Raw genomic sequence first — 21,181 nt, 5'->3', positions numbered from 1 at the left:
CGCCGCCGGACCGCAGCCGATCACACGGGTTCCGGGGGCCGTCCCGCCCCCGGCGTGGGTAGGGCTGCGCCCGAGCGCCGAGGCGCGGGCGTAGGTGAAATCCGCTGGCCGCCATGATCCGCACGCCGCTACGCTCGCGCGGAACTCCTCCGCCCCGCCCCCTGCCACGAGGTTGACCGTGCCCCGAGCGTTTCTTCTGGCCGCTGCCGCGAGCGTCGTCCTGCTCTCCGCCTGCACGGCGGCCCCGGCCGGGCGAACCGCACAGCCGACCGCCGCGGCCACCGGGACCACGGCGGCCGACCGCTCGCACTTCGCGGCCGTGGACAGGAATGCGTCCGCGGTCCTGCTGGCGGCCGACGCGGCACTCCGGAAGCAATTCACCGACGGACAACACACGGTCTCCCGCGGCGAACTCCTCGCGACGGCCGTCTGGTACCAGACCTTCCGCACGTACGAGCAGAACCGGGGCGACATCCACTCGCAGGCCGCGAAGGTCCTCCTCGGCACCGACCACGTCAGCGAGGCCTTCCACCGCTGGGACCACGACTTCTCCGAAGCCGACATCGCGGTGCTCCACTACTCCCGGGACGTGCTGGACGGGCCGGCCTCCGCAGCGGACGACGACGTGAAGAAGGCCCTGGCAGCCCTGGACCTGGCGGACGCCGACGCCCGCGACGTAGCCGCGGGCCGCTAGGCACCGCCGACTGCTCGGCCCGGGAACGTGCCGTCCCGTCTCCGCCGCCGTGCCCGTGAGCGGCCCCGTTGCGCCGGCTGCGCTCGGGGCCGCGCACGTTTGGTCGGGGTCAGCCCATGCTCTTCGCGCCGTCCAGGGACTCGCGGATGATGTCGGCGTGACCGGCGTGCTGCGCGGTCTCGGCGACGACGTGCAGCAGGACGCGGCGCGCCGACCAGCTGTCGTCGGCGAACCACGGGGCCTTCGGCAGCGGCTGGGAGGCGTCCAGGTCCGGGAGAGTGGCGACCAGGTCGTCGGTGCGGCGGGCGACCTCCTCGTAGTCGGCCAGCACGTCGGCGAGGGTCTCGCCGGGCAGCATCCGGAACTCGTCGGCCCGGCGGGCGAAGTCGGCCTCGGTCATGGCGGTGAAGTCGGGCATCGCCGACGGGCCCTCCAGGATGAAGGCTGCCCAGGTCCGCTCGACCGAGGCGACGTGCTTGATCAGTCCGCCCAGACACAGCTCGCTGTCGGTGGTCCGCCGGCCGGCCTGCTCGTCGGTCAGGTCACGGGTGGTGAAGCGCAGGAAGTGACGCTGCTTGGCCAGCGCCACCAGCAGGTCGGCCCGCTCGCCGGTGGGCGCGGTGGTGGGCTTGTCGGTGGTCCGGATCTCGCTCAAGGTGTCCGCCTTCTGTCGGTTCTGCTCTGTCGGTCAAGAGCTACGCTAGGGGGCATTGAGGTCAGTTCCCGACCTGAATGCCGAGGAGATTCAGAACAGTTGGTCCCGGGGGAGGGCCGCGGATCGTCAGGCGCCATCCGGCACCCACGCCGGCTTCGACGATTGCGTTGGCGCTGCGGGCGGTCGGGGGTCTGACGACTGCGCAGATCACGGCGGCCTACCTCGTTCCCGAGGCGACGATGGCGCAGCGGATCAGTCGGGCGAAGCAGCGGCTGAAGGCGTCGTCGGTACCCGTTCCCGGGTGCCGTCGGGCCGATGGAACCTGTCTCTCTGTCACCGGCCCCGGGACGGCCCCGCCCTGGGAGCCGCCGGGCCGCGCGCGCCCGGCCGGTTTGCCCGGTGGTTGCGTTCGCGGGGATTCGGGTGGGGAGGGAGGGTCAGCGGTGGAGCGATCGGCGGGCGAGGCCGAGGGTGACGTCGGTGTCGTCGTCCCACGAGCTGACCTCCAGCCAGGACAGGTAGCCGGACGTGGTGAAGGCGAGGACTTCTCCCGGGCAGGTGCCGTCCGTGGTGTGGATGAGCGCCTGGGCTGCGACCCTCGTGCCGGGTTCGGAGGGCGGCGGTTCGACGGCGCCCCGGTCGAGGCCGAAGTAGGTGGTGCCGCAGCCGCATGTGCAGCTGGCGTGCACGCTCAGGTGGGGGATCTGCAGGCGGAGAGCGACGTGCGCGGGGTCGTCATCGGCGAGGAGGATGCCGAGGACCTCGGCCACGTCGGCGCGAAGGGCGCCCGGCATGCGCCGCACCGCATCCGACCTGCGACATCGCGCAGAAGCGAAATTCCGGCGGGCGCGGTGCCGCGGCAGATGGCGCCGGCGACGATGCCGGTTCGGGCCTGCCCGCAGGGGCCGTTCAGCTGCCGGACGGCGTCCGCGCGGCCCGCTTCCTCCCTGCCGCACCGCCCGCCGGCCGCGGCCTGCACCGCCACTTCGTTGGGGTGCAGGCGCTGGACCTCGAACGCATCGGCATCCCGGCCGAGTCCACACCGGCCTACCTGGGCTCCACGATGTCCGGCCACACCTTCGGCCGGGCGGGGCCGACCTCCACCGCCGAACTCCCGAACTGAGAGCCACACATGAACATCACCGCCGTCCGCGACATCAGCCTCGCCATCAACGCGGGCCACCGGTTCATCTACCTCGTCCCGGAATCCGCCCGGCAGGCCGCCGAGCTCGGCGTGACCGATCGCGCCCCGGCCTACTTCGCGTTCCGCTCGGCACCGATGGGCGCGGTCGCGTGGCAGGTCACGCTCGCGACCTTCTACAACTTCAGCCCCGGGCGGTGCGATCGATGGCAGGCGTATGGGACGCCGCGTCGCCCGAGCGGTGGCAGACCGCCCGCTACACGGCCGCCGAGCACGCGCTACGGCGCGCCGGGGTGGGCCTGACGGGCGATCAGATAGTCGAGGCGCGATCGCTGATCGACCCCGAAGTCGCCGCGGCCGACTACGCCGGCAAACCGCTGTCCGCGGCCAACGCATCCGTCCCCCTGCCACCCGACCCGCTGACTGCACTGTGGCAGCAGGTCACCGTGCTGCGCGAGTGGCGCGGCGACTCGCACCTCGTCGTCCTCGCCCACAACCGCCTCGGACCGTGCGACTGCAACGTCATCCACACCGCTACCGGCCGGCTCCCGACGCCGATCGTGCGCGCCACCCGGCAATGGGACGACGAGGAATGGGCTGCAGCCACCGAACGTCTCGTCGCCTGCGGCTGGCTGGAGACCGACGGAACCGTGACCGACGCGGGCACCGCGGCGCGCGAGCGGATCGAGGTCGAGACCGACGAACACTGCGTCGGGCTCTGGGCCGATCGGCGCGACCGGCACCCGCCGCCTGGCCGAGCTCCTCAAGCCATCGACGAGGCGTTCACCGCGGCCGGGACCTACGCGCAACTGGGCTGATCACGATCCATCCGAGTTAAATGAGCGCCGCGCCGAACCGGCGGCCGCGACTGCGGCCCGCTCGCCGGTCGCACCGAACCTCGTCTGAGTCCTGGAGGCGCAGCCGCGTGAAGAATCCTGCGACAGCTTTCTCCGCTGTTCGGCGTGTCCAAGTCGGCAGCCGACCGGATCGCCGGGCGCATCGGGCCGTTGCTGGCGCTCAACCCCCGGCTGGGACGTAGCTGCGACACCTGACTCGAACAGGCAAGGAGCCGTCGGCCCTGCCGGTTCGCTGTTCGGCCCCGGGCAAGCCGGCGGACCATCACACCGATCACCGCCCAGCGGATCATCGTCCCCGAGTGCGCGGAGGCGCCTCCGCCGACCAAGGCGCGCTGCCCGACGGCACCTGAGTCCTACCGCCACATCCACGAGCACCCTCGCGGGCCGACCGACCGTCGCCCTCTGTGCTGTCGTGAACATGGCTAATTTGTGAGTGTTGGATGGGTGCCCGGCGGGGGTTGGGTGGGTGCCAGCCGGGCGGGGGAGCGTGGCATCGGCACTCTCCGGCCGGCACGCCCTGGTAACCCATCCGACAGGAGTCGCCTTGAGGATCAACGTGTACGTACCCGGTCGTCTCGCACGGGCCGCGGTGACGGTGCTCACCGTCGCGGCGTTCGCCTTCACCGCCGCCGGCACCGCCGCGGCGGTGAAGGCCGCCCAAGTGGGCGGCACCGTCCAGGACGCCCTGCGGGGATCGACCTCGCTCTCCCCGGAGCAGCTGGAAGCCCTGCTTTCGACCGGTGGCGGCGACAAGGCCGTCCAGAGCCTCGGCTTCAACGGGGCCTACGACCACATCGTCAACAACAACAGCAACCAGTGCCTGGCCGTCCCGGGCGGCAGCACCGCTGCCGGCACCGGGCTGATCCAGTGGCCGTGCGGCAGCTGGAAGGACCACTACTGGTCCGCCTATTACCAGTTCAAGGACTCCACCGGCGTCTACTGGTACCACGTCCAGAACTACAACAGCCAGCAGTGCCTGGCCGTCCCCGGCGCCAGCACCACGGCCGGCACCCAGGTCATCCAGTGGCCCTGCGGCACCTGGAGCGACCATTACTGGGCCTTCGTGCTGGACTCCACCAACCGGCTCCACATCGTGAACCACAACAGTGGCCAGTGCCTGGCCGTCCCCGGCGCCAGCACCACCGCCGGCGAGAAGATCATCCAGTGGCCGTGCGGCACCTGGAACGACCACTACTGGCACTGATCGCCCGAAATGGACCCGGTCAGCTGGCCGAACGCCCGCCTGACCGGAGAGTTCGCGCAACTGCTGACGCCGACAGAGGGCAACGACGCCAAGCTCACCGAGTGGATCACGTCAGTTCGCTCCGTCGACCTGCCCCACCTGCACTCCTTCACGAACGGCCTGGAACTCGACCGGGCCGCCGTCGACGCCGGACTCACCCTCCCGTTCCACAACGGCCGCACCGAGGGAGTCAACACGCGAGCCAAACGGATGACGAGGCAGATGCACGGCCGAGCCGGGTTCCCCCTGGTCCGCCACCGCATCCTCCTTCGGTGATCGCCACAGAGCGCTACCACCGATTACGAGACAGAGCCTTCAATGGACAGACCCAACCAGGAGGCCACCCGGCCATGAAGCCCGTTCGATGCCCACGTCCGTTCGGCGTGCGCGTGGCGGGCTCAGGCCTTCCTGTAGCGGGCGTGGTCGATGTGCCAGATGTAGGAGCAGGCGATGGATTCCAAGGCCCCGGCATGCTGCGCCAGCGGGGCCGAGTTGCTGGCCGTGAGTTCGCCGATCCCGTGCCGGGCAGTCGCGGCGCGCTCTTCCCCCAGGAGGGAAGCTGCTGCGTATGCGGTGGGGATGTCGCAGTTCTGCTCTCTCCTGATCAGCGAGATGAGGTTCAGCGAGTTCGGGATGCCCTTGGCGGATTCCCTCGCGTAGGAGCCGAGGTCGTTCAGCACGCCGGCGAGGTCGGCGACGGCCGACTCTGCTTGCCGCACTGCCTGGGAGTTTCGCGCTTCTTCCGGTAGCTCGTACCGCAGAACGACTTCGGCAACGGCGATGAGGGTCCGCGCGAGCACGGTGTGGGGGCGCATCGTGCGGTAGTCCTGCATCCTGACGTGATCGGGTTCGGTCAGGTGGTGCGCTTCCCAGAGGATGCCGAAGAGGACGTCCCTGAGGTACCCGGTGACCCGCAGGTACTGGGCGGTCGTGGCCCGGGTTCGCAGCCTCACGAGGAGGTCTTGGAGTGCTTCGTCGAACGGGTCGGTGTCGCCGGGTGGTTCGCCGTCGGCCAGGAGGTGGACGCAACCCTGGATCCGGCGCACCAGTGGGGCCGGGCTGCCTGCCGCCGTCGCCTCGCCGTAGGTGTCGTCGAACGCGGTGAGCCACAGGAAGAGGTCCGCGCACAGGAAGAGGCCGTCCGGCCCGGCGGTGGGAAAGGTCCGGGCCACCCCGTGCGCCACGATGTCGCAGAGGGTGCGTCGTGCGTCGTGCGGACCGATGAGCGGGAACCGCTGGAGCCATTGCCCCACGTGCGCCTGGATGTGGTCCGCGTGCGGGCTGGCCGGGAAGGGACCGGGGAAGGTGCGGGAGAGGTCGGGCATGGGCAGGGCGGCGATACCCGTCCGATCGGTGGTGGTCACGCCGCCTCCCGTGCCGCTGCGTGTCCTCTGGCCTCGGCGATCATGTGGAGGGAGGAGGGGTGGACGGTGATGGCGGGTACGGGCCGGACGGTGGTGCCGGGTGCGTGCCGCAGTGTCCAGCGGGAGGCGATGAGGGCGGTCAGGACCGTTGTCTCGGCCCAGGTGAACCCGTCGCCGATGCACATGCGCTTTCCTGCGCCGAAGGGGATGTACGCGCCCCGGGGAGGCTGGGGTCGCTCGGGAAGCCAGCGGTCCGGGTCGAACCGCAGCGGGTCGGGGTGCAGCTCCGGGTCCCGGTGGAGCGCGTACGGGCTCCACACCAGGTCGGCCCCGGCGGGCAGGAGCGCGGCGCCGAGCCGCACCGGGACGGTGGCCCGGCGGGTCACGATCCAGGCGGCGTTGTGCAGGCGCAGTGTCTCGGTGACGAGTCTGCGGGTGAGATCGAGCCGGGGGAGGTGGTCGGCGGTGGGCTGGCCGCCGGCCAGCACGGCGTCGACCTCCTGGTGCAGCCGTTCCTCCAGGCCGGGGTTGCGGCCCAGTTCGTGGAAGAGCCACGCCATGGTGACGGCGGCGGTTTCGGAGCCTGCGGCCAGCAGGCCGGTGATCTCGGACAGGATCTCCTCGTCGTCCAGGGGAAGGCCCTCCTCGTCGCGGGCTTCCAGGAGCAGGGAGACGATGTCGTCGTGGGCATCGGGGTCCGCCCGGCGGGCGGTGACGATGTCACTGACGGTACGGCGCAGCAGCGCATTTGCGGCCCGGAGCCTGCGGTTGCCTGGGAGATCCAGGCGTTCCCAGCCGGAGACGGGCACAACGGCGCGCCGGATGGCGGCCTGGAAGACGGTGTCGACGCTGCTCATGATGGCCTGCGCCGGATCGCGGCCGGGGATGGTGGAGAACAGCACCGACATGACGATGCCCTGGGTCATGAGCTGCATCTCGTGCAGCACGTCGAGCCGTGCCCCGTCTTCCCAGGCCCGGAGCGCGTCCTGCGCGGTGGTGCCCATCCGGTCGATGTAGGAGTTGATGCGCTCGCGGTGGAAGCTTGGCTGCATCAGGCGGCGGCGTTGCAGGTGATGTGGTCCATCGGCGACCGGCAGCGGTGATCCGCCGAACAGGCGGAGCTTGTCGAAGAGCCGGCCCTTGCTGAAGTTTGCGGACTGGGCGGTGAGTATCTCCCGGATGAGTTCCGGTGAGTTGACGACGAACACGGGCCGCGGGCCGACCCTGATCTGCACCACGTCGCCGTGGCCGCGCACTTCCTGCATGAAGGCCAGCCGGTCCCGGAGCAGCGGTAGCACGTGTCCGACGACGGGCAGGCGCCCTGGTGCGTGCGGCGGGGTCGTCGTGTCAACGGTCACGGGAGATACTCCGTTTCATGGCTGGTCCGCAGCAGGTGGCGGGCTGCGACGACCTCGGCCTGGATCATGGCCTGCGGTGCGTACAGGGTCTTGTCGTGCCAGAGAGCGGGGTGCCGGTGGCCGGGCGTGCGGGCCGCCCTGTCCAGGAAGGCCCCGGCGCGGTCCAGCGCGCGGGCGTGCTGTGGCTGCCGCATCGTCCCGGATGCGCTGAGCAGGATCTTCACGGCGTAGGCGGTCTCCTCGGCGGTGCCGCCCCAGATGCCCCAGGAGCCGTCCTCGTGCTGCGTGGCCAGCACCCATGCGGCGGCCGCCTCGACCGCCCGGCGCCGCCGGAACCCGCGGAGGGGGGCCAGCGCGGTGACGCACCGTTCGGTGGCGTAGTACGGGGAGGCGTGCCACTTGTCGGTCCAGTGGCCCTGCGGCTGCTGGTGGTCCACGAGCCAGTCGGCCACCCGGTCGATGACGGGGCGGTGAGTCGCCGCGGCCTCCGGGCGGTGGTGGAGATAGGCGTGGAGGGCCTGGAGGGCGTGCGCGTTGGCGCTGAGGGAGCCGCTGTCCTCGCCGATGTAGCAGTCGTAGTGGTGACCGTTGTCGAACGCGGCGAGAGGGGCGGGGTCGCGGGGCCGGTCAACCAGGGCCGCGACGAGGACGGCCATGGCGGTGTCGTCGGCGTCCACCATCAGGCCGGGTGCGCCCCGGACGCCTTCGGGGGCGTAGAGCTCGCCAGCCCATCTCTGCAGGGTGGGTTTGCCGGAGGACGCCAAGCCGGCCCGGGCCAGCGCGGCGGCGACCCAGAGCCGCTCGAAGACCGTGATCGGTGCCGCCTCCGGGAGGAGCCCTCCGTAGCGGTGCGCCACGGCGGCGAGTTCGTCTGCCGCACGCTGCTGCCGCCCGGCGGGGCCTGCGGCGCCGATCCAGGCCGCGGTGGCGGCCGGGGAGCTGCCGAGCAGCCCGTCCGCTCCGGGCAGCAGCGTTCCCGGGAGGTGCCCGGCGACGCCTTCGAAGGTGTGGTGGAGCTTGAACGGGATCCCGCCGGCGGCCCGGCACTTGCGGGCGACCGCTCCGGGTGCGGCGGCGTCGTAGCCGCCCGGGACGGCGGGACGCGGGCCGCGGTGCCAGGGGCCGAAGTGCGGGAGGTCCGCGACAGCGGGCCGGTCGAGGTGCTCGTTGACGGCGGCGACCAGGCCGGGGACGAGGATCTCGGCGGCCGCGGTGTCCGGCCACGGCCCGGTCGACGGCAGACGGCCGAGCGCGGTGAGCCCTCCGGCCGCCGCCGCGGCGAGCCGGTCCGTCGTACGACCGGCCAGGAGCTCCCGCTGCAGCACCGCGAGGAGGGCCTCGACGGCGCTCAGCGTCGGCAGGAGCCGGTAGGGCGCGGGCCCCTCGCCCCAGCTGCCGTCGGCGGCCTGCTCGTTCAGCAGGTGATCGATCCGGGCCTGTCCGCCGGGCAGCCACGGCGCCGCGGACAGCACGCGGGCCGTCTCGTACAGGGACGGGCGGACGTCGCCCCATGGGTCGGCGTCGACCGCGTCGATCAGGTCCTTCGCCGCCCCTGCGCAGGGGTCGTTCACCGGCGGGTTGCCGGCCGGGGCGGTCGCCAGGGACGTCCCGCCACCGCCGTGCTGGTGCTCGTTCATGCGTGCCTCGCAGTCGCGGATCCGGCGATGTCCTGCAGCGCCACGACGGCGGCGGCCGGGAAAGGTGCGTGGTCGAGGGCAGCCAGGGCTTCGTCCCGCCGGGTCCGGATCATCTCCTCCACGGCCTGCCGGGCCCCGGTGCGGTCGAGGATGCTCCGCACCACGTCGGCATCCCGCTCGTCGAGGTTCCGCCTGCCGAACCGTGCTCGCAGCGACCGCAGCTCGCTCCGGGAGGCCCGCTGAACGGCGAGTGCCATGAGGACCGTGGCCTTGCCCGCGCGCAGGTCGTCCAGCACAGGCTTGCCCGTCTCCCGGGGATCACCGAAGACCCCGAGGAGATCGTCGCGGAGCTGGAAAGCGTCACCGAGCGGCAGAGCGAACGCGCTGAGGGCCGCTTGGACCCCCGGGCCGGCACCGGCCAGTGCCGCGCCGATGTGCAGCGGCCGCTCGACGGTGTACTTGGCCGTCTTGTACCGGATCACCCGCGCCGCGGTGTCGACGTCGCCGGACAGCCGGCCGGTGGTCTGCAGGTCGAGGTACTGGCCGTAGACCACCTCGCCGCGCATCTCGTCCAGGAGCGACAGGACCTTCTCGGGAGTCCGGACCGCCAGGCTCGCTCCGTGCAGGAGTTCGTCGGACCAGATCAGCGCCAGGTCCCCGAGGAGCACGGCTGCGCCCAGGCCGTGGGCCTCGGCCCGGCCGGCAGGGCCGCCGTCGGCGGTGTAGGCGGCGGCCAGTGCACGGTGGGCGGAGGGCCGGCCCCGGCGGTCGTCGCTGGCGTCCATCACGTCGTCGTGGATGAGGGCGAACGCCTGGAAGAGTTCGAGGCCGGCCGCCGCGCGGACCGCCGGGGAACAGTCGCCCTGCCCGCCTCCGGCATACCAGCCGGACACGCACAGCTGGGCTATGAGGGCCGGGAGCTCCGGGCCGGGCGCGGACTGCTCCTTGGTGCCCAGGAACGTGGTCAGGGCCGTGTCGACCTCCCGCCGCACGGCCTGGAGGTCCAGTGCGGCGGGAGGGGGTGCGACGTCGAGCGTGGACTCCGCGCGTCTCTTGTGGTCAAGAACGGCCAATGCATGTTCCTTTGGCGAGCAGATGTGGTCAGGGACGCACATCCCCAGGCGTTTCAGCCGTCACGCCTGGTGTCGGTGTGGCGGAGAACACTCCGTCAACATGCTTCGATCCGTTGGTGTTCTGCCGTGGCCGGGTGGTGCGCACGCGTGCTGTCGATGTTGCTAGGCCGGTAGAGGGTCCGGGACGGGTGCGGCCGGCTTGGAGGATCCGGACGTCCGCTGCCGGGATGGGCTTTCGTGGTGGCGCGTCTGGGCGGGGTGAAGCGGGGTGAACCGGGTGGGCAGCGCCGTCAGGCTCCGGTAGATCGGGCCGCCGCCGTAGGTCAGTTCAGCCGCGGGCACGGCGAGCTTGATGTCGGGCAGATAGGCGGTGAGCCGTTCGATCGCCGCAGTGGCGACGAGGACGGCGGTGGAGCGGGCCGGGCAGGCGTGAGGGCCTGCGGCGAAGGCCAGGTGGGCCTTGTTTCCGGAGCGGTGGTCCTGGTTCGGCGGGTTGCTGTGCGGGCAGGAGTTCGCGGCCGCGTAGGAGACCATCACGGGCGCGCCGGCCGGAATGACCGCGCCGTAGAACTCGACCTCGTACCGGGGGAAGTGAAGGCTGTAGTTCGCCAGCGGGGAGTCGTTCCACAGAGCCTCGTCGATCGCGTGCTGGATCGGCAGGCTGCCGGTGGTGAGGCTGCCGAAATAGCGGTCGTCCGAGAGCATGCGGGCGAGCGTGCTGGCGATGAGGTTGGTCAGTGGCTCGTTGCCCGCACCGAGGACGATGATGACCTGCTGGAGGACGTCCTCCGGAGTCAGCCCGTTCGGGTGGTCGATGAACCACGAGGTCAGGTCGTGCCCGCGCTGCTGAACCTTGGCGGCATACAGGCTGGTCAGGTACTCGTTCAGCGACTGCGCCCCCTCGGCCATCTGCTCGGGATCGGAGCTCACCATCCCGCTCAGCGCCTTCAGCAGGCGGGGGGCGTACTCGTCCGGCATCCCGAACAGCGCGTTGAAGACCATCAGAGGGAGTTGCTTCGCGTACTGGGCGACCAGGTCGACCTCGCCGTCCCTTGCGAACCGCTCGAGGAGCGTGTCGGCATAGCGGAACGTCAGGTCTCGGACATCGTGCGGGTCGAGCAGGCTGAAGCTGTCCGTGATGACGCTGCGCAGGTGGGCGTGCTGCGTACCGTCGGCGAAGAACAAGCTGGGCCGCCACTGCACGTGCGGCATGATGGGGCTGTCCTGCGGGACCTGGTCCATCCACGGGCGGGTGTCCTTGGACCAGGTGTCCGTGTCGTGGAGCAGATCGAGTGCGGCGCGGTAGTCGGTGACCAGGTGGACGACGACGCCGGGGGAGATCTCCGCAAGGCCGACCGGCCCCTGCAGGCGCAGCAGTTCGTAGCTTCGCCTGGGGTCCGCGTCGTGTTCGGGCCCGTGTATGCGCACCGGAGTGGCGGGAGGAGTGGCGGTCACGGCGATTCGTCTCCGGCTCGGGCTATCAGGTGGGCGGTCAGGGCGATGAGCGCGTCCAGGGTGGAGTTCTTGTCCCGGGCGTCGCAGGTCACCAGCGGGGTCTGTTTGTCCAGGTCGAGCTTGGAGCGCAGGGTGTCGAGGGTGTAGTCGGGCGACGTCGGGAACGTGTTCACGGCGACCGCGTAATCCAGGCCGCGTTCCTCGATGAGATCCATGACCTCGAACGACTGGTCCAGGCGGCGGGTGTCGGCCAGGACGAGGGCACCGATGGCGCCGTCGGCGATGTCCTCCCACAGGGGCAGGAAGCGGCGCTGCCCGGGGGTGCCGTACAGGTACAGGACCACCTTGGCCTGCGGCACGGTCAGCCGGCCGAAGTCGATGGCGACCGTGGTGGTCGTCTTGCCACGCAGGCCGTCGAGGGTGAGGTCGTCCGCCGACGCGGCTGCATCGGTCATCACCTCGTCGGTGTGCAAGGTCGGGATCTCGGACAGGGTCCTGATCGCGGTGGTCTTGCCGATGCCGAGGGGGCCTGCCACCAGGATCTTCAGCCTCTGGTGGTCCTCCTCCGGCAGGTAGACGGGACGCGGGCTACTGCCTGAGCGCGCGGAGTCCACTCAGCACCTCTTCCAGGAGTTCTTTCGACGGGCGATCGGCGCCCGCGTCGGGGAGTAGAGCGTGGGGTGCCGGCACACGGACCTGCAGGTGGCCGCCGTCGAGGAGCTGGGAGATCAGCACCTTGCACACGCCGGTCTGCAGACGGAGGTAGGCGGCCGTCTCACTGACGGTCAGAGCACCTCCCGTAAGCAGCGAGACGATTTGCTGCTGCGCGGGGGTGTGGTGGGGGGCAAGCGGAAGACCGGTGGCGACCACGGCCATGAGCGAGTGGACGGTGTTGCGGGTCGGGGTGCCGAGGCCCCGGGTTGCGAGGTAGCTGGGGATCATCCGTCGTCGCTGCGGGGAGCGGCTCATGATGCCCCCTGTGTCCGGGCAGGGACGGACATGAGTTGTTCGCCGAGCTTCGTGGCCTGGCGGGCCATGACGTGCGCGACCACACCCATGGGCATGTCGAGGCCTCCTGCGACGGCGATGAAGGTGTTGGTGCGGGCACCGGCCGGCATGATCATGTACGTGCCGTGGGCGTTCTGCACGGTGATGGTGGTGATGGGCGTCCCGTCCGGCGCGTCCAGCGCCGCGTTGGCCGCGGCCCGGGCCGCGCCGTGAAGGGCGGCCGTCATGGCGGAGATGCCTTCCGCAGCCTCTCGGAGAAGTCCCTCCGTCGCGCCGATGACCATGCCGTCGCTCGACAGGATCAGGGCGTGCTTGACCTCTTTGACTTCGGTGATGGGATTCAGGACCCACGACGGGTCCTCGATCACGAGGCGCGAGGTGGAGAGGGTCACTGTGCTTCCTTCGAGTCGTTGGGGGCGAGTCCGGCGGCGAGTCCCGCCTGGAACTGGCTCCAGGTGTCACGAGCCGCTTCCGGGTTCAACTCCCGGGGCTCGACGGCGGGAGCATCGCCGCGGCTGGGCTCCGTGCGGGCACGCCGACGGCGCTGCGGCAGGTCGCTGCCATCGTCCGGCCTGTCCTCCTGGGCAGCCGGTGCGGGCCACTGGGGTGCCACGGGGGGTACGGCAGACCGGGGAGCCATCGCCGAGATCGGTACCTTCTCCTCGTCGATCGCCGTCAGCAGGTGCGGGGGGATGGTGAGGACCGCACGGACCCCGTTGTAGGGGGACACTTGGTCGATCGAGACCTTGAAACCGTGGTCGGCGACGAGCCGGCCGATGGCCGCGAGGCCCAGGGCCGGCGGATCGCCGAGCTCGGTGAGAAGCGTGTCCTGCTGCTCCGCGCCCGAGACCAGGCGGACACCCCGGCGGACGGCCTCCGCGCTCATGCCCGTGCCGGCGTCGTCGATGGTGATGCAGACGCTGCCATTGCCGGTCTGGATCACGCCGGCCTCCACCGCGAGGTCGTCGCGGGAGTGCTCCAGGGCATTGGCCATGAGCTCAGTGAGAGCCACGGCGATCGGCTCCGCGGCGCGGCCGACGACCGCAACGTTCGAATCGATCAGCCGCGAACTGATCTTGATGCGTTCGTAGCCGTGGAGCCGGGACGAGGCCCCGCTGACGATCTCGACGACGTAGGTGTCCGGACGCACGTGCCCGGGCCAGGCTCCGCAGACGATCGCGGCCTTCTGGACCAGACGGATTGCCTGCTCGTTGAGGTGGTCGACCTTGAACAGACTGTCGAGCAGCCGCGGGTCGTCGAAGTCGTTCTGCAGGAGCTCGACCTGTGTCTGCAGCCGGTACGAAAGTGCCTGGATGTCCTGGCACGCGCCACGGAGCGCTGCCCGGGCGGAGGCGTCGATCCGCCGGCGCTCCTTGGCCACCGTGTCCGAGTAGTGGCCGAGAACGGCTTCGTACAGGGGGGCGTATTCGGTCCCGGCCAGGGCCTCGTGCTTCAGTCCGGGAACCGGGTGGTGCGGGCTGACCAGGTGCAGCGCCAGGCCAGGGAGACGGTTGGCGACCAGATGTTGGAGCTCGGCGCCGAGCTGCTGGACTTGGTCGTGGAGCGCCTGCTCGCGCTTCTCGGAGGCACTCAGCGCCTCTGACTGCTTGGCGCTTCTCGTGACCAGGGCGCGGCGTGAACGTGACAGCAGCGCCGTGGCTGCGGCGCCGGCTGCGGTCGTGGCGCCGAGCACCACTGCGGCAGTCTCGGGAATCGAGGTCAACGGTTGGGTCCTCGGGCTCGAGCCGGCTCCGGAGGCCAGACACTGAGGAGCCGCCCGCTCATGGCGAACGAGCGCCCGACCCTTGGAGTCCCGGCAGATTGCGTACGGAAACTGATCATTGGAGCAGCACCGGGCACGGCCCGGGCGTTGCCATTATGTGGCATGTGCGCGACAAATGTGCCACTTCGGTCAGCAGGCGAGCACCTTGGTGCTCAGCTCATCGCCGAGCTGCCGCTCCACAACACGATGGCGCTCCCCGCGGGACGTCCAACGCCCCGGCATGCGACGGCCTGGCGGTCGTGAGCATCATCCTGAACTCCGCGGGTCTTCCATCAGGGTCACGGAGCAACAACCATGTCGATCGGCTCCGCATCTGACCGGTCATTAGATCACATCGGCGACAAGGCCCACCATGCGTGTCCAGGCCGCGATGAACACGTCCACGCCGGCGCCGCAAGGAGTCCGCGGAGGCGCCACACCAGGTAGCCCTATCCGGCACCGTCATGACGTGCCGGCACTCGGACGGCCACGCCCCGCAGCGGTCGGCCCCTGACGAATACAGCACGGTTGGAATGACGCACCCCGCCAACTGGAGCGGCGGAATGGACCGCGGCCGAACGCCAGGCTTACGCCAACGACCTGGACGAGCCCAGGGTGTTGATCGCGGTCTCCGCCGCGTCCAACCGCTCGAAGGCGGACCAGGACCCGGCCGATTGGTTCCCGCCAGCGCGAGGGCTACTGGTGTACCAACCTCGCCGACTGGACCGCGATCAAGTCTCGCCGTGGCCTGTCCATGGGCCAGCGCGAGGCTGGCGCACTGTACCAGCTCGCCGCTACTGATCACGCTCCCGAGCAGCCCGAGGACCCTACCCCCGCCTCACACCAGAGCCCGTGGCCTGCAGCTTTGAGGATGAAAACCTCTCATTCGTAGTAGGCGGCTACGAAGCCGGCTTCGGCCGATCGGATGGAGTACTGCCCCAGCGCCGGGCACAGGGCGACGGCTCGTCGGCAGATTGCCATTGCTGCCCGCTCGGCGTCCGCAAGGCGGTCCGAGGAGACGAACAGCGTGAGCGCAAAGTCCGTGTCTTGGCGGTGGGCCGCGACGTGCTGCAGTGCGTCGTCCTGACGGGCGCAGGAGGTCACCATCGCTGGGATGTCGGCAAGGGCCGGTGCAGCTGGGGCAAACCGTCCTGCGTCAGGTGGGGAGAGGCACGGTGGGGTTCGTGCGGTGAGGAACACGTGGATCATCTGCATGGCGCTCAGCCTGCCCCTTTCGACCGACGGCGCGCAGGGCGGCGACGTCATGCTGTGGCGAGGCCGGGGGCGGGATCCGCCTGGGCGGCCATGATCGTGCGGGCGGCGGCCACCAGGTCGGCTGCGGTCAGTGTGGCGATCCTCCCCCGGTGGTGGTCCAGCAGATCCTGGGCGGCTGCGCCCAGACCGTCGTCGTCGACGGGCCTGGGCGCAAGGCCCATGCCCTCCGCCAGCAGGGCGTGCAGTGTGTCGTGAAGCTGGGCGGAGCCGACCTCGCGCACGGTCAGCGACAGGTGGGCCGAGAGCTCGGTGCCGCAGCCCACGGCGCAGTGGGCCGCGCCCCTCGGTACGTAGAGGACGTCTCCGGGGGTCAGGGTGGTGCGCAGGGCGATTGCGCCCGGGGTGTGCTCGGTGCCGGGCGCCCAGTGGCCGTCGGTCGGCGGGTGGTGGAGCGTCCAGTCCTTGGCGCCCTGTACCTGGAGCACGAAGACGTCGGCGTCGTCGCGGTGGGCAGGAAGAGCCTGCCGCTCGGGCGGGGTCAGGAAGAAGAAGGACTCGACCTTGCGGCCGAGTTCGCGCTGGAGACGGCCGGTCAGTTCGGCGGTGGGCCGGTGCCAGTGCTCGAGGTTGCGGAGCAGGAGGGTGGCGCCGGCTGCGATCTCCTGTGCGATCTTGTGCGGGTCGGCGCAGGTGTGCAGAGCGGTGGGGCCGACGGGACGGACGGTGGTGTAGCGGCGTACCGGCAGGTGGCGGCCGCCTTCCACCATCTCCAGGTATGGCTCCCCGAGGAGGCCGCAGGCCAGGACCTGCTCGAGGTCCGTGACGGTGAGGGCTTCGGTCCAGGTGGAGGCGGGGTTGAACACCCTGGCTTCGCGTCGCCACGAGGTGGTGAGGAAGTCGTCGCCGTCCCCGACGAGTTCGCCGAGAGTGGGACGGGCGGGGGCCGTGGTCATGGTCGTCCGATCGTGGTGTGAGGTGCCTGGTTGTTGCTGGTCCCGTGGGCGGTGCGCGGGGGCTCGTCCACCGCGGTGCTCACTCCCAGCCCATGCTGTCGCCCAGGAAGGTGCGGTCGGGGGTGGCGGGGGCGGCGGCCTGGGTCGAGCGGGCTGTGGTGTGGTGCGCGGCGAGTGCGCGGGCGCCGAGGACGGCGCCGGGACGGGAGGCGAACGGGGACATAGATCCTCCTGGTCGTGGACGGGTGCCCGAGCGGTCGGCGGTGGCGGTCCGCCGGCTCGGCCGGTGGGCCCAGACTTTCGCGTCACGAGCCGTCCGGACCAGGGGATCGGGGTGTCCTGTACACGCGCCTGCTGGAACCTGCCAGCCGCGGACCTACCGCAGTCGGTGTGGGCGAGATGGCGTCAGCAGAGGAGCAAGAGAGAGGCGTCCGGACCGTCGGTACGACGCGGGCGGGCGTCGTCGTGGTGGCTCGCAAGCTGAGTGATTCCGGCCGCTGGCCGGCGGGCTGCCGACGGCAGCCACGTTCGCTCTTCGCCGCGGACATGCATGCGTCCGCGCTGGCGAGGGCGCTGCGGAGCCGCTCGCCCCGGGTGAGCCGACATGTCCCGACCGCGGCGCTGATTGGGACGAGCCGCTCCTCGAAAGGGACCGGGTGGCGCAGCGCGGTCTCCAGGGCCCATGCGCTGTGGGCGTCCGAGGGGACGGCGACGGCGAACTCGTCGCCGCCGATGCGGCCGGGCCAGCCCAGGCGCTGAGGCGTGCGGCGAGTGCGATGAGGACGGCATCGCCGGCCGCATGTCCGTAGGTGTCGTTGACGCTCTTGAAGTCGTCGACGTCGACCAGGAGCACGAGTGACTCGGTTGCGGTGCGGGTGATGTGGGTGGCGCTGCGGATCCAGCCGTCGCGGGTCATGAGTCCGGTGAGCGGATCCCTTCGGCCTTCGCGAGGGTTCGGTGCAGACAGCCGAGGTGGACGGCCCAGCAGATCGTCGGCAGTGCGGCGCCCCACAGGGCAGCGCTCAAGGCGGGGGCCATGCGGAGCCCTCGGCGCCTTGGCGGGAGCAGGGGCGCCGTGCCGGGCGCGTTCGTGCGGGCATGCGATCACTCCGTCCTCGACGTGGTTGTGACTTCAGGTGGAAGGCGGCCGTGGGGCCGGGCAAGACACGCCGTCCAGGGGCACTGGCTCATGCCCCTGGACGGCGTGGGGGCGGGTCAGATGTATTCGTGGGCCTGGACGGTGTCGAGGCGGCGGGCATCGGCGGCGAGCTTCAGAGTCAGGGCACGGAGATCCATCGGAGAATCTTCCTTTCGGGGTTGGGTATCACCGGTCGTTCCGGGTGCGGCGGGGTGCCGCTGGTCAGGTGAGGTCGTGGTGTCCGTCGCGCACGCTGCGGCGGGTCAGGGTTCGCGCGATCAGCCAGGCGGCAGTTGCCCAGGCGGCGCTGAGCAGGAGGGTGTGCAGGAGAAGGGTGGTGCCCGGGTGGCCGGCTTGCTGGGCCCGGTAGAACTGGAGGGCCGGGGTGAAGGGGAGCAGGTCGGCGGCGGCGCTCAGGGGGCCGTTGCCGGCGGCGGTGGGAAGGACTCCGCCGAGGGCCAGAGTGGCGTAGGCGAGGGTGTTGCTGACCGCTACCTCGGACCGTCGGCCCAGGCAGGTGCTGGTGACCACCAGTCCCATCGCGGTGGTGGCGGCCATGATCAGCAGGTAGGCCGGCAGGGCTGTCAGCTGGTCGTCGGCCAGCTCGGGCCGGGCGAGGAGGAGGGGGGTGAGGCATCCGGCGATGGCCCAGATGGCGAGGGCTTCTGCCAGGTAGGGCCAGGTGCGGGCCGCCAGGAGGGCTGCGATGGGCGGTCGGCCGGTGAGGAGTCGGCCCATCGTGCCGTAGAAGCGTTCCTCAGTGCCGATGTCCGGCAGTCGGACAACGAGCGGCCCGACCGCGAGGAAGGCCACGGCGCCGGTGAGGGCCTCGGTCAGCCCCGCCTCGCCGGCGGTGAGCCGTCCGAGCGATGCGTAGAAGGCGGTCTGCAGGACGGCCCGCGGTAGCACCCTGAGCATCAGGGTCCGGGGGCCGGCGGTGGCGAGGTAGGTGGTGCCGGACAGGCGGGCGGTGAGCAGGTAGGGCCGGAGGCGTTCGCCGAGGCGGGCAGCAGGCCCCGGTGTGGGGGCACTGGCGAGGGCAGTGGCGGGAAGGTACGACGGTCAAGGGTGTCCTCCGTCCGGGCTCTGTCCAGGAGCCGTTCGAAGATGACGTGGCCCGCGGCGTACTGGGCGGAGATGCAGACGAGCAGGGTGAGGGCGGCTGCGGGCGAGGGCGTTAGGCCCTGGGCAGCGGCCATCGACAGGTCATGCAGCCACCGCAGGTCGAGGAGTGTGGAGGGCCATTGCAGCCAGCTGGGCAGGATGTTGAGTGGGACCAGGGCGCCGCTGAGCAGGAAGACGGGGAACAGGAGCGCTTCGGCGATCCGTCCGGCCGAACGGCTGGTGATGAATAGGCCGGCGAGCAGGGTGCCGACGGCAGCCGCGGATGCGAGGGCGAGCAGCGCGGTCGCCAGGAGCAGGAGCGGGTCGGCGACGCGCAGGTGGTAGCCGAGGGCGGTGGGGACGGCGGCCGACACGGCGGTGGACAGGGCCAGCGCGGTGGTGCCGGCGCCGAGGGCCTTGCCGGCGATGATCAGCCGAAGGTCGGTGGGGCGGGCGAGGAGTGAGGTGAGCGTGCCGAAGCGGATCTCGCGGCTCAGTAGCATGCCGGCGGACCAGATGGTGGTGGACCACAAGGACAGCAGGGTGGTGCCGGTGACCAGAGCCGTGGCGTGTGCGGCGTCGCCGCGGTCGCCGGATGCCAGCAGTACGGTTTGGACGGCGGCCGGCTGGACAAGCCCGATGACGGCGATGGAGGGGCTGCTGCGGACTTCGCGCATGTGGAGTTGCGCGGATCTCAGGAGGACAGCCGTGCTCATCCGGAGACCAGGGAGAAGACGTCGTCCAGTGCGACGGGCCTCACGTCGAAGGTATGCGGGCCGATGGCGGTGAAGGCGGCGCCGATGGCGGTGAGGGTGCCGGGGTCCCAGGCGGGGATCGGGACGTCGGCCTGCCAGCCGGTGTCGGTGCGCTGGAGGCGGGCCCGGAGCAGTCCTTCGGGCAGGTCCGGCGTGGGGCCGGTGCCGCGGGCGGTGGCGGTGGCGACATGTCCGGCCAGGGCTCGGAAGTCGGTTGTGGCGAGGTCGTGGGTGATGCGGCCGTCGTTCAGCATGAGGACGCGGTCGGTCATGCGGTCGATGTCGAGAAGGTAGTGGCTGGTAAGCAGGACGGTGGTGCCGGCGGCGGCGAGGGCGCGCACGGTGTCGCGCAGCCTGGCGGCCTCTTCCGGGTCCAGGCCGATGATGGTCGGCTCGTCGAGGAGGAGGATCTGCGGCTCGGAGACAAGGCCGCAGGCGAGGTGGAGTCGCCGGCACATGCCCTTGGAGAAGGCTTCGACCCGGCGGTCCGCGGCGTGGTCCAGGCCCATGCGGGTGAGCAGCGTGGCGGAGCGGGCGGTGAGGGTACGGCGGTCGAAGCCGGCGAGCATACCGAAGAACATCAGGTTGTCACGGGCTGTCAGGCGCGGCCGTCTTGACCGCGCCAGACCGCTGGTCCTCCCAGCCGTGCGCCAGCGGGCCCTTCTCCAACTCCCGTTCCAGCTAAGCGAACTGCCGCTCGCCCAGCCTCGACGGCGGCTGCGGCCCCTTCGACTCCAGGCGCCGCCGAGCCACCGTCCCGCGAGGCCCGGCGCCACCGTTCGACCGACCGCAGCGTGACCCGCAGGTCGCCGGCGTTCATTCCATTGTGGGGCTTGTTGCGCCGGCCCTGGCCGTGCTGGCCGTGTCTTGCCGGTCCGGCCGGTTCCGAACGGGGGCGTGCCGGGCCGGGGGAGGCGCGCGGTGCGCACGGGGCGTGGCAGCGGTTCCGGGCCGGTCGTGGTGAGCAGACTGGCAAGAGCCCGTATCGCCGAGTCAACGCGGCCGGCGATCGCCACCGGGTTGCGCCGGCGGGCACCCCTCCTCCGCCCCGCTGCGCCCTTTCGCCCGGAGCAGGTCCGGCCCCGCCGGTCTGCAACCCGCGCGTGCCAGCACGAGCGTGGTGTTCCTGGCGACGGCGGCGAGGCTACGGTTCCGCTACCGAAACGATACGGAGGCCGACGATCATGGCGCGCGTCATGTCCGACCCTTGACGGAAGGTTGAGAAGATGCGCACGATCGCACGACGGATGGCGGTGGCCGCAGCAGCGCTGATCGCGGTGGGCGGCGGCATCACGTTCTCGACGGCCACCCCGGCGGTGGCCGGCGGCTGGGGGTGTTCGGGCAGCGAGGTGAGCGACTCCCCGTTCGCGGTGAAGGCCTACGGTGGTCAGGTGCTGAGCCACGTGCACCTGTTCTGGGACAGCTCGACGGGCCGCAACTGCGCGGTCAACGTCAAGGCCGGAAGCCTGTACGGAACCGCTGGCTTCATCTCGATCCGGCTGATCGAGTGCCGCGAGGACACTCCCGGCAGCAGCTCCGACTGCACCAGCATCGAGAACCGGCCCGACGGAAGCGACAACTACCGCTACTACGCGGGCCCGGTGAGCGTCCCCGGCTCCGGCCACTGCATCTGGGTCGAGGGCATCACCTCGGGCCCCAGCGCCATTGGCTACTACACCAGCCCGACCTTCCACTGCTGAACCGGAGTGCCCGCCCCGGCTCCCGCTCGGTGCGGCAGTCCGCACACGGGACGTCAGCCGCATCTGCAC

The 21,181-nt window shown here is 71.0% G+C and carries 23 protein-coding genes and 4 pseudogenes; 9 read left to right on the top strand and 18 right to left on the bottom strand.

Features of this window, described 5'->3' with window-relative positions:
* Nucleotides 1-178: 178 nt before the first annotated feature.
* Nucleotides 179-694, top strand: coding sequence for a hypothetical protein (locus AB0P35_RS33220; protein WP_363518339.1), 516 nt, complete (start codon nt 179-181; stop codon nt 692-694).
* A 109-nt stretch (nt 695-803) separates the two neighbouring features.
* Here the strand turns inward: AB0P35_RS33220 and AB0P35_RS33215 are convergent, their stop codons facing one another.
* On the bottom strand, nt 804-1,349 hold the full coding sequence (locus AB0P35_RS33215; protein WP_363518337.1) for a DinB family protein: 546 nt from the start codon (nt 1,347-1,349) through the stop codon (nt 804-806).
* 134 nt (nt 1,350-1,483) lie between these two features.
* On the opposite strand from AB0P35_RS33215, the pseudogene AB0P35_RS33210 reads away from it, so the two are divergent.
* Nucleotides 1,484-1,630: pseudogene (locus tag AB0P35_RS33210) on the top strand (RNA polymerase sigma factor); the annotation flags it as partial.
* Between the two features lie 156 nt (nt 1,631-1,786).
* Here AB0P35_RS33210 and AB0P35_RS33205 read toward each other — a convergent pair.
* Nucleotides 1,787-2,143 (bottom strand): hypothetical protein, encoded by a 357-nt coding sequence (locus AB0P35_RS33205; RefSeq protein ID WP_363518335.1) that lies wholly within the window; start codon nt 2,141-2,143, stop codon nt 1,787-1,789.
* A 71-nt stretch (nt 2,144-2,214) separates the two neighbouring features.
* Here AB0P35_RS33205 and AB0P35_RS33200 point away from each other — a divergent pair.
* From AB0P35_RS33200 to AB0P35_RS33175, 6 genes and pseudogenes are all read left to right on the top strand, one after another.
* A pseudogene (locus AB0P35_RS33200) lies at nt 2,215-2,472 on the top strand (YbhB/YbcL family Raf kinase inhibitor-like protein); the annotation flags it as partial.
* Nucleotides 2,473-2,481: 9 nt separating this feature from the next.
* The gene (locus AB0P35_RS33195; RefSeq protein ID WP_363518333.1) at nt 2,482-2,793 is read left to right on the top strand and encodes a hypothetical protein; all 312 of its coding nucleotides are present in this window, start codon (nt 2,482-2,484) and stop codon (nt 2,791-2,793) included.
* Nucleotides 2,784-3,308: a hypothetical protein gene (locus tag AB0P35_RS33190; protein ID WP_363518331.1), complete on the top strand. Its 525-nt coding sequence runs from the start codon at nt 2,784-2,786 to the stop codon at nt 3,306-3,308. The genes AB0P35_RS33195 and AB0P35_RS33190 overlap by 10 nt, the downstream gene beginning before the upstream one ends.
* 117 nt (nt 3,309-3,425) lie before the next feature.
* Nucleotides 3,426-3,518: pseudogene (locus tag AB0P35_RS33185) on the top strand (IS5/IS1182 family transposase); the annotation flags it as partial.
* 373 nt (nt 3,519-3,891) lie between these two features.
* Nucleotides 3,892-4,551: an RICIN domain-containing protein gene (locus AB0P35_RS33180; RefSeq protein ID WP_363518329.1), complete on the top strand. Its 660-nt coding sequence runs from the start codon at nt 3,892-3,894 to the stop codon at nt 4,549-4,551.
* Between the two features lie 51 nt (nt 4,552-4,602).
* Nucleotides 4,603-4,866, top strand: a pseudogene (locus AB0P35_RS33175) (transposase); the annotation flags it as partial.
* A gap of 122 nt (nt 4,867-4,988) precedes the next feature.
* Here the strand turns inward: AB0P35_RS33175 and AB0P35_RS33170 are convergent.
* From AB0P35_RS33170 to AB0P35_RS33095, 16 genes are all read right to left on the bottom strand, one after another.
* The gene (locus AB0P35_RS33170) at nt 4,989-5,954 is read right to left on the bottom strand and encodes a hypothetical protein (protein WP_363518327.1); all 966 of its coding nucleotides are present in this window, start codon (nt 5,952-5,954) and stop codon (nt 4,989-4,991) included.
* Nucleotides 5,951-7,312: a cytochrome P450 gene (locus AB0P35_RS33165; RefSeq protein WP_363518325.1), complete on the bottom strand. Its 1,362-nt coding sequence runs from the start codon at nt 7,310-7,312 to the stop codon at nt 5,951-5,953. Before AB0P35_RS33165 ends, AB0P35_RS33170 begins: the two co-directional genes overlap by 4 nt.
* Nucleotides 7,309-8,949, bottom strand: a complete 1,641-nt coding sequence (locus AB0P35_RS33160) for a prenyltransferase/squalene oxidase repeat-containing protein (protein ID WP_363518323.1) — start codon at nt 8,947-8,949, stop codon at nt 7,309-7,311. The genes AB0P35_RS33165 and AB0P35_RS33160 overlap by 4 nt, the downstream gene beginning before the upstream one ends.
* Complete coding sequence (locus tag AB0P35_RS33155) at nt 8,946-10,022, bottom strand: polyprenyl synthetase family protein (RefSeq protein ID WP_363518321.1); 1,077 nt, start codon at nt 10,020-10,022, stop codon at nt 8,946-8,948. The genes AB0P35_RS33160 and AB0P35_RS33155 overlap by 4 nt, the downstream gene beginning before the upstream one ends.
* A gap of 162 nt (nt 10,023-10,184) precedes the next feature.
* Nucleotides 10,185-11,477: a cytochrome P450 gene (locus AB0P35_RS33150; RefSeq protein WP_363518319.1), complete on the bottom strand. Its 1,293-nt coding sequence runs from the start codon at nt 11,475-11,477 to the stop codon at nt 10,185-10,187.
* Nucleotides 11,474-12,025 (bottom strand): ATP/GTP-binding protein, encoded by a 552-nt coding sequence (locus AB0P35_RS33145; protein WP_363518346.1) that lies wholly within the window; start codon nt 12,023-12,025, stop codon nt 11,474-11,476. The genes AB0P35_RS33150 and AB0P35_RS33145 overlap by 4 nt, the downstream gene beginning before the upstream one ends.
* Before the next feature lie 40 nt (nt 12,026-12,065).
* Nucleotides 12,066-12,446 (bottom strand): DUF742 domain-containing protein, encoded by a 381-nt coding sequence (locus AB0P35_RS33140; RefSeq protein ID WP_363518317.1) that lies wholly within the window; start codon nt 12,444-12,446, stop codon nt 12,066-12,068.
* Nucleotides 12,443-12,877 carry a roadblock/LC7 domain-containing protein gene (locus AB0P35_RS33135; RefSeq protein ID WP_363518315.1) on the bottom strand — a complete coding sequence of 145 codons (435 nt, stop codon included), beginning with the start codon at nt 12,875-12,877 and terminating at the stop codon, nt 12,443-12,445. Before AB0P35_RS33135 ends, AB0P35_RS33140 begins: the two co-directional genes overlap by 4 nt.
* Nucleotides 12,874-14,181, bottom strand: a complete 1,308-nt coding sequence (locus tag AB0P35_RS33130) for a sensor histidine kinase (protein ID WP_363518313.1) — start codon at nt 14,179-14,181, stop codon at nt 12,874-12,876. The genes AB0P35_RS33135 and AB0P35_RS33130 overlap by 4 nt, the downstream gene beginning before the upstream one ends.
* A gap of 948 nt (nt 14,182-15,129) precedes the next feature.
* Nucleotides 15,130-15,462 carry a hypothetical protein gene (locus tag AB0P35_RS33125; RefSeq protein ID WP_363518311.1) on the bottom strand — a complete coding sequence of 111 codons (333 nt, stop codon included), beginning with the start codon at nt 15,460-15,462 and terminating at the stop codon, nt 15,130-15,132.
* A gap of 47 nt (nt 15,463-15,509) precedes the next feature.
* Nucleotides 15,510-16,415, bottom strand: a complete 906-nt coding sequence (locus AB0P35_RS33120) for a cupin domain-containing protein (RefSeq protein ID WP_363518309.1) — start codon at nt 16,413-16,415, stop codon at nt 15,510-15,512.
* Nucleotides 16,416-16,494: 79 nt separating this feature from the next.
* Nucleotides 16,495-16,638 (bottom strand): hypothetical protein, encoded by a 144-nt coding sequence (locus AB0P35_RS33115; RefSeq protein WP_363518307.1) that lies wholly within the window; start codon nt 16,636-16,638, stop codon nt 16,495-16,497.
* A 153-nt stretch (nt 16,639-16,791) separates the two neighbouring features.
* A complete protein-coding gene (locus AB0P35_RS33110) occupies nt 16,792-17,331 on the bottom strand; it encodes a diguanylate cyclase (RefSeq protein WP_363518305.1) in 540 nt (179 codons plus the stop codon).
* Between the two features lie 444 nt (nt 17,332-17,775).
* Nucleotides 17,776-18,471: a hypothetical protein gene (locus AB0P35_RS33105; protein ID WP_363518303.1), complete on the bottom strand. Its 696-nt coding sequence runs from the start codon at nt 18,469-18,471 to the stop codon at nt 17,776-17,778.
* Complete coding sequence (locus AB0P35_RS33100) at nt 18,471-19,373, bottom strand: ABC transporter permease (protein ID WP_363518301.1); 903 nt, start codon at nt 19,371-19,373, stop codon at nt 18,471-18,473. The genes AB0P35_RS33105 and AB0P35_RS33100 overlap by 1 nt, the downstream gene beginning before the upstream one ends.
* A complete protein-coding gene (locus AB0P35_RS33095; protein ID WP_363518299.1) occupies nt 19,370-20,188 on the bottom strand; it encodes an ABC transporter ATP-binding protein in 819 nt (272 codons plus the stop codon). Before AB0P35_RS33095 ends, AB0P35_RS33100 begins: the two co-directional genes overlap by 4 nt.
* Nucleotides 20,189-20,638: 450 nt before the next feature.
* On the opposite strand from AB0P35_RS33095, the gene AB0P35_RS33090 reads away from it, so the two are divergent.
* Nucleotides 20,639-21,112: a hypothetical protein gene (locus AB0P35_RS33090; RefSeq protein WP_095878666.1), complete on the top strand. Its 474-nt coding sequence runs from the start codon at nt 20,639-20,641 to the stop codon at nt 21,110-21,112.
* The last annotated feature ends 69 nt before the right edge of the window (nt 21,113-21,181 follow it).

Source organism: Kitasatospora sp. NPDC085879, from assembly GCF_040686255.1.
Lineage (GTDB): Bacteria > Actinomycetota > Actinomycetes > Streptomycetales > Streptomycetaceae > Kitasatospora.
This window is presented reverse-complemented; position numbering and strand designations above follow the sequence as displayed.

Coding starts and splice junctions, on each gene's coding strand:
- AB0P35_RS33205 (WP_363518335.1), bottom strand. CDS start 2,143: ATGCCGGGCGCCCTTCGCGCCGACGTGGCCGAGGTCCTCGGCATCCTC.
- AB0P35_RS33195 (WP_363518333.1), top strand. CDS start 2,482: ATGAACATCACCGCCGTCCGCGACATCAGCCTCGCCATCAACGCGGGC.
- AB0P35_RS33160 (WP_363518323.1), bottom strand. CDS start 8,949: ATGAACGAGCACCAGCACGGCGGTGGCGGGACGTCCCTGGCGACCGCC.
- AB0P35_RS33140 (WP_363518317.1), bottom strand. CDS start 12,446: ATGAGCCGCTCCCCGCAGCGACGACGGATGATCCCCAGCTACCTCGCA.
- AB0P35_RS33125 (WP_363518311.1), bottom strand. CDS start 15,462: ATGCAGATGATCCACGTGTTCCTCACCGCACGAACCCCACCGTGCCTC.
- AB0P35_RS33120 (WP_363518309.1), bottom strand. CDS start 16,415: ATGACCACGGCCCCCGCCCGTCCCACTCTCGGCGAACTCGTCGGGGAC.
- AB0P35_RS33115 (WP_363518307.1), bottom strand. CDS start 16,638: ATGTCCCCGTTCGCCTCCCGTCCCGGCGCCGTCCTCGGCGCCCGCGCA.
- AB0P35_RS33110 (WP_363518305.1), bottom strand. CDS start 17,331: ATGACCCGCGACGGCTGGATCCGCAGCGCCACCCACATCACCCGCACC.
- AB0P35_RS33105 (WP_363518303.1), bottom strand. CDS start 18,471: ATGCTCAGGGTGCTACCGCGGGCCGTCCTGCAGACCGCCTTCTACGCA.
- AB0P35_RS33100 (WP_363518301.1), bottom strand. CDS start 19,373: ATGAGCACGGCTGTCCTCCTGAGATCCGCGCAACTCCACATGCGCGAA.
- AB0P35_RS33090 (WP_095878666.1), top strand. CDS start 20,639: ATGCGCACGATCGCACGACGGATGGCGGTGGCCGCAGCAGCGCTGATC.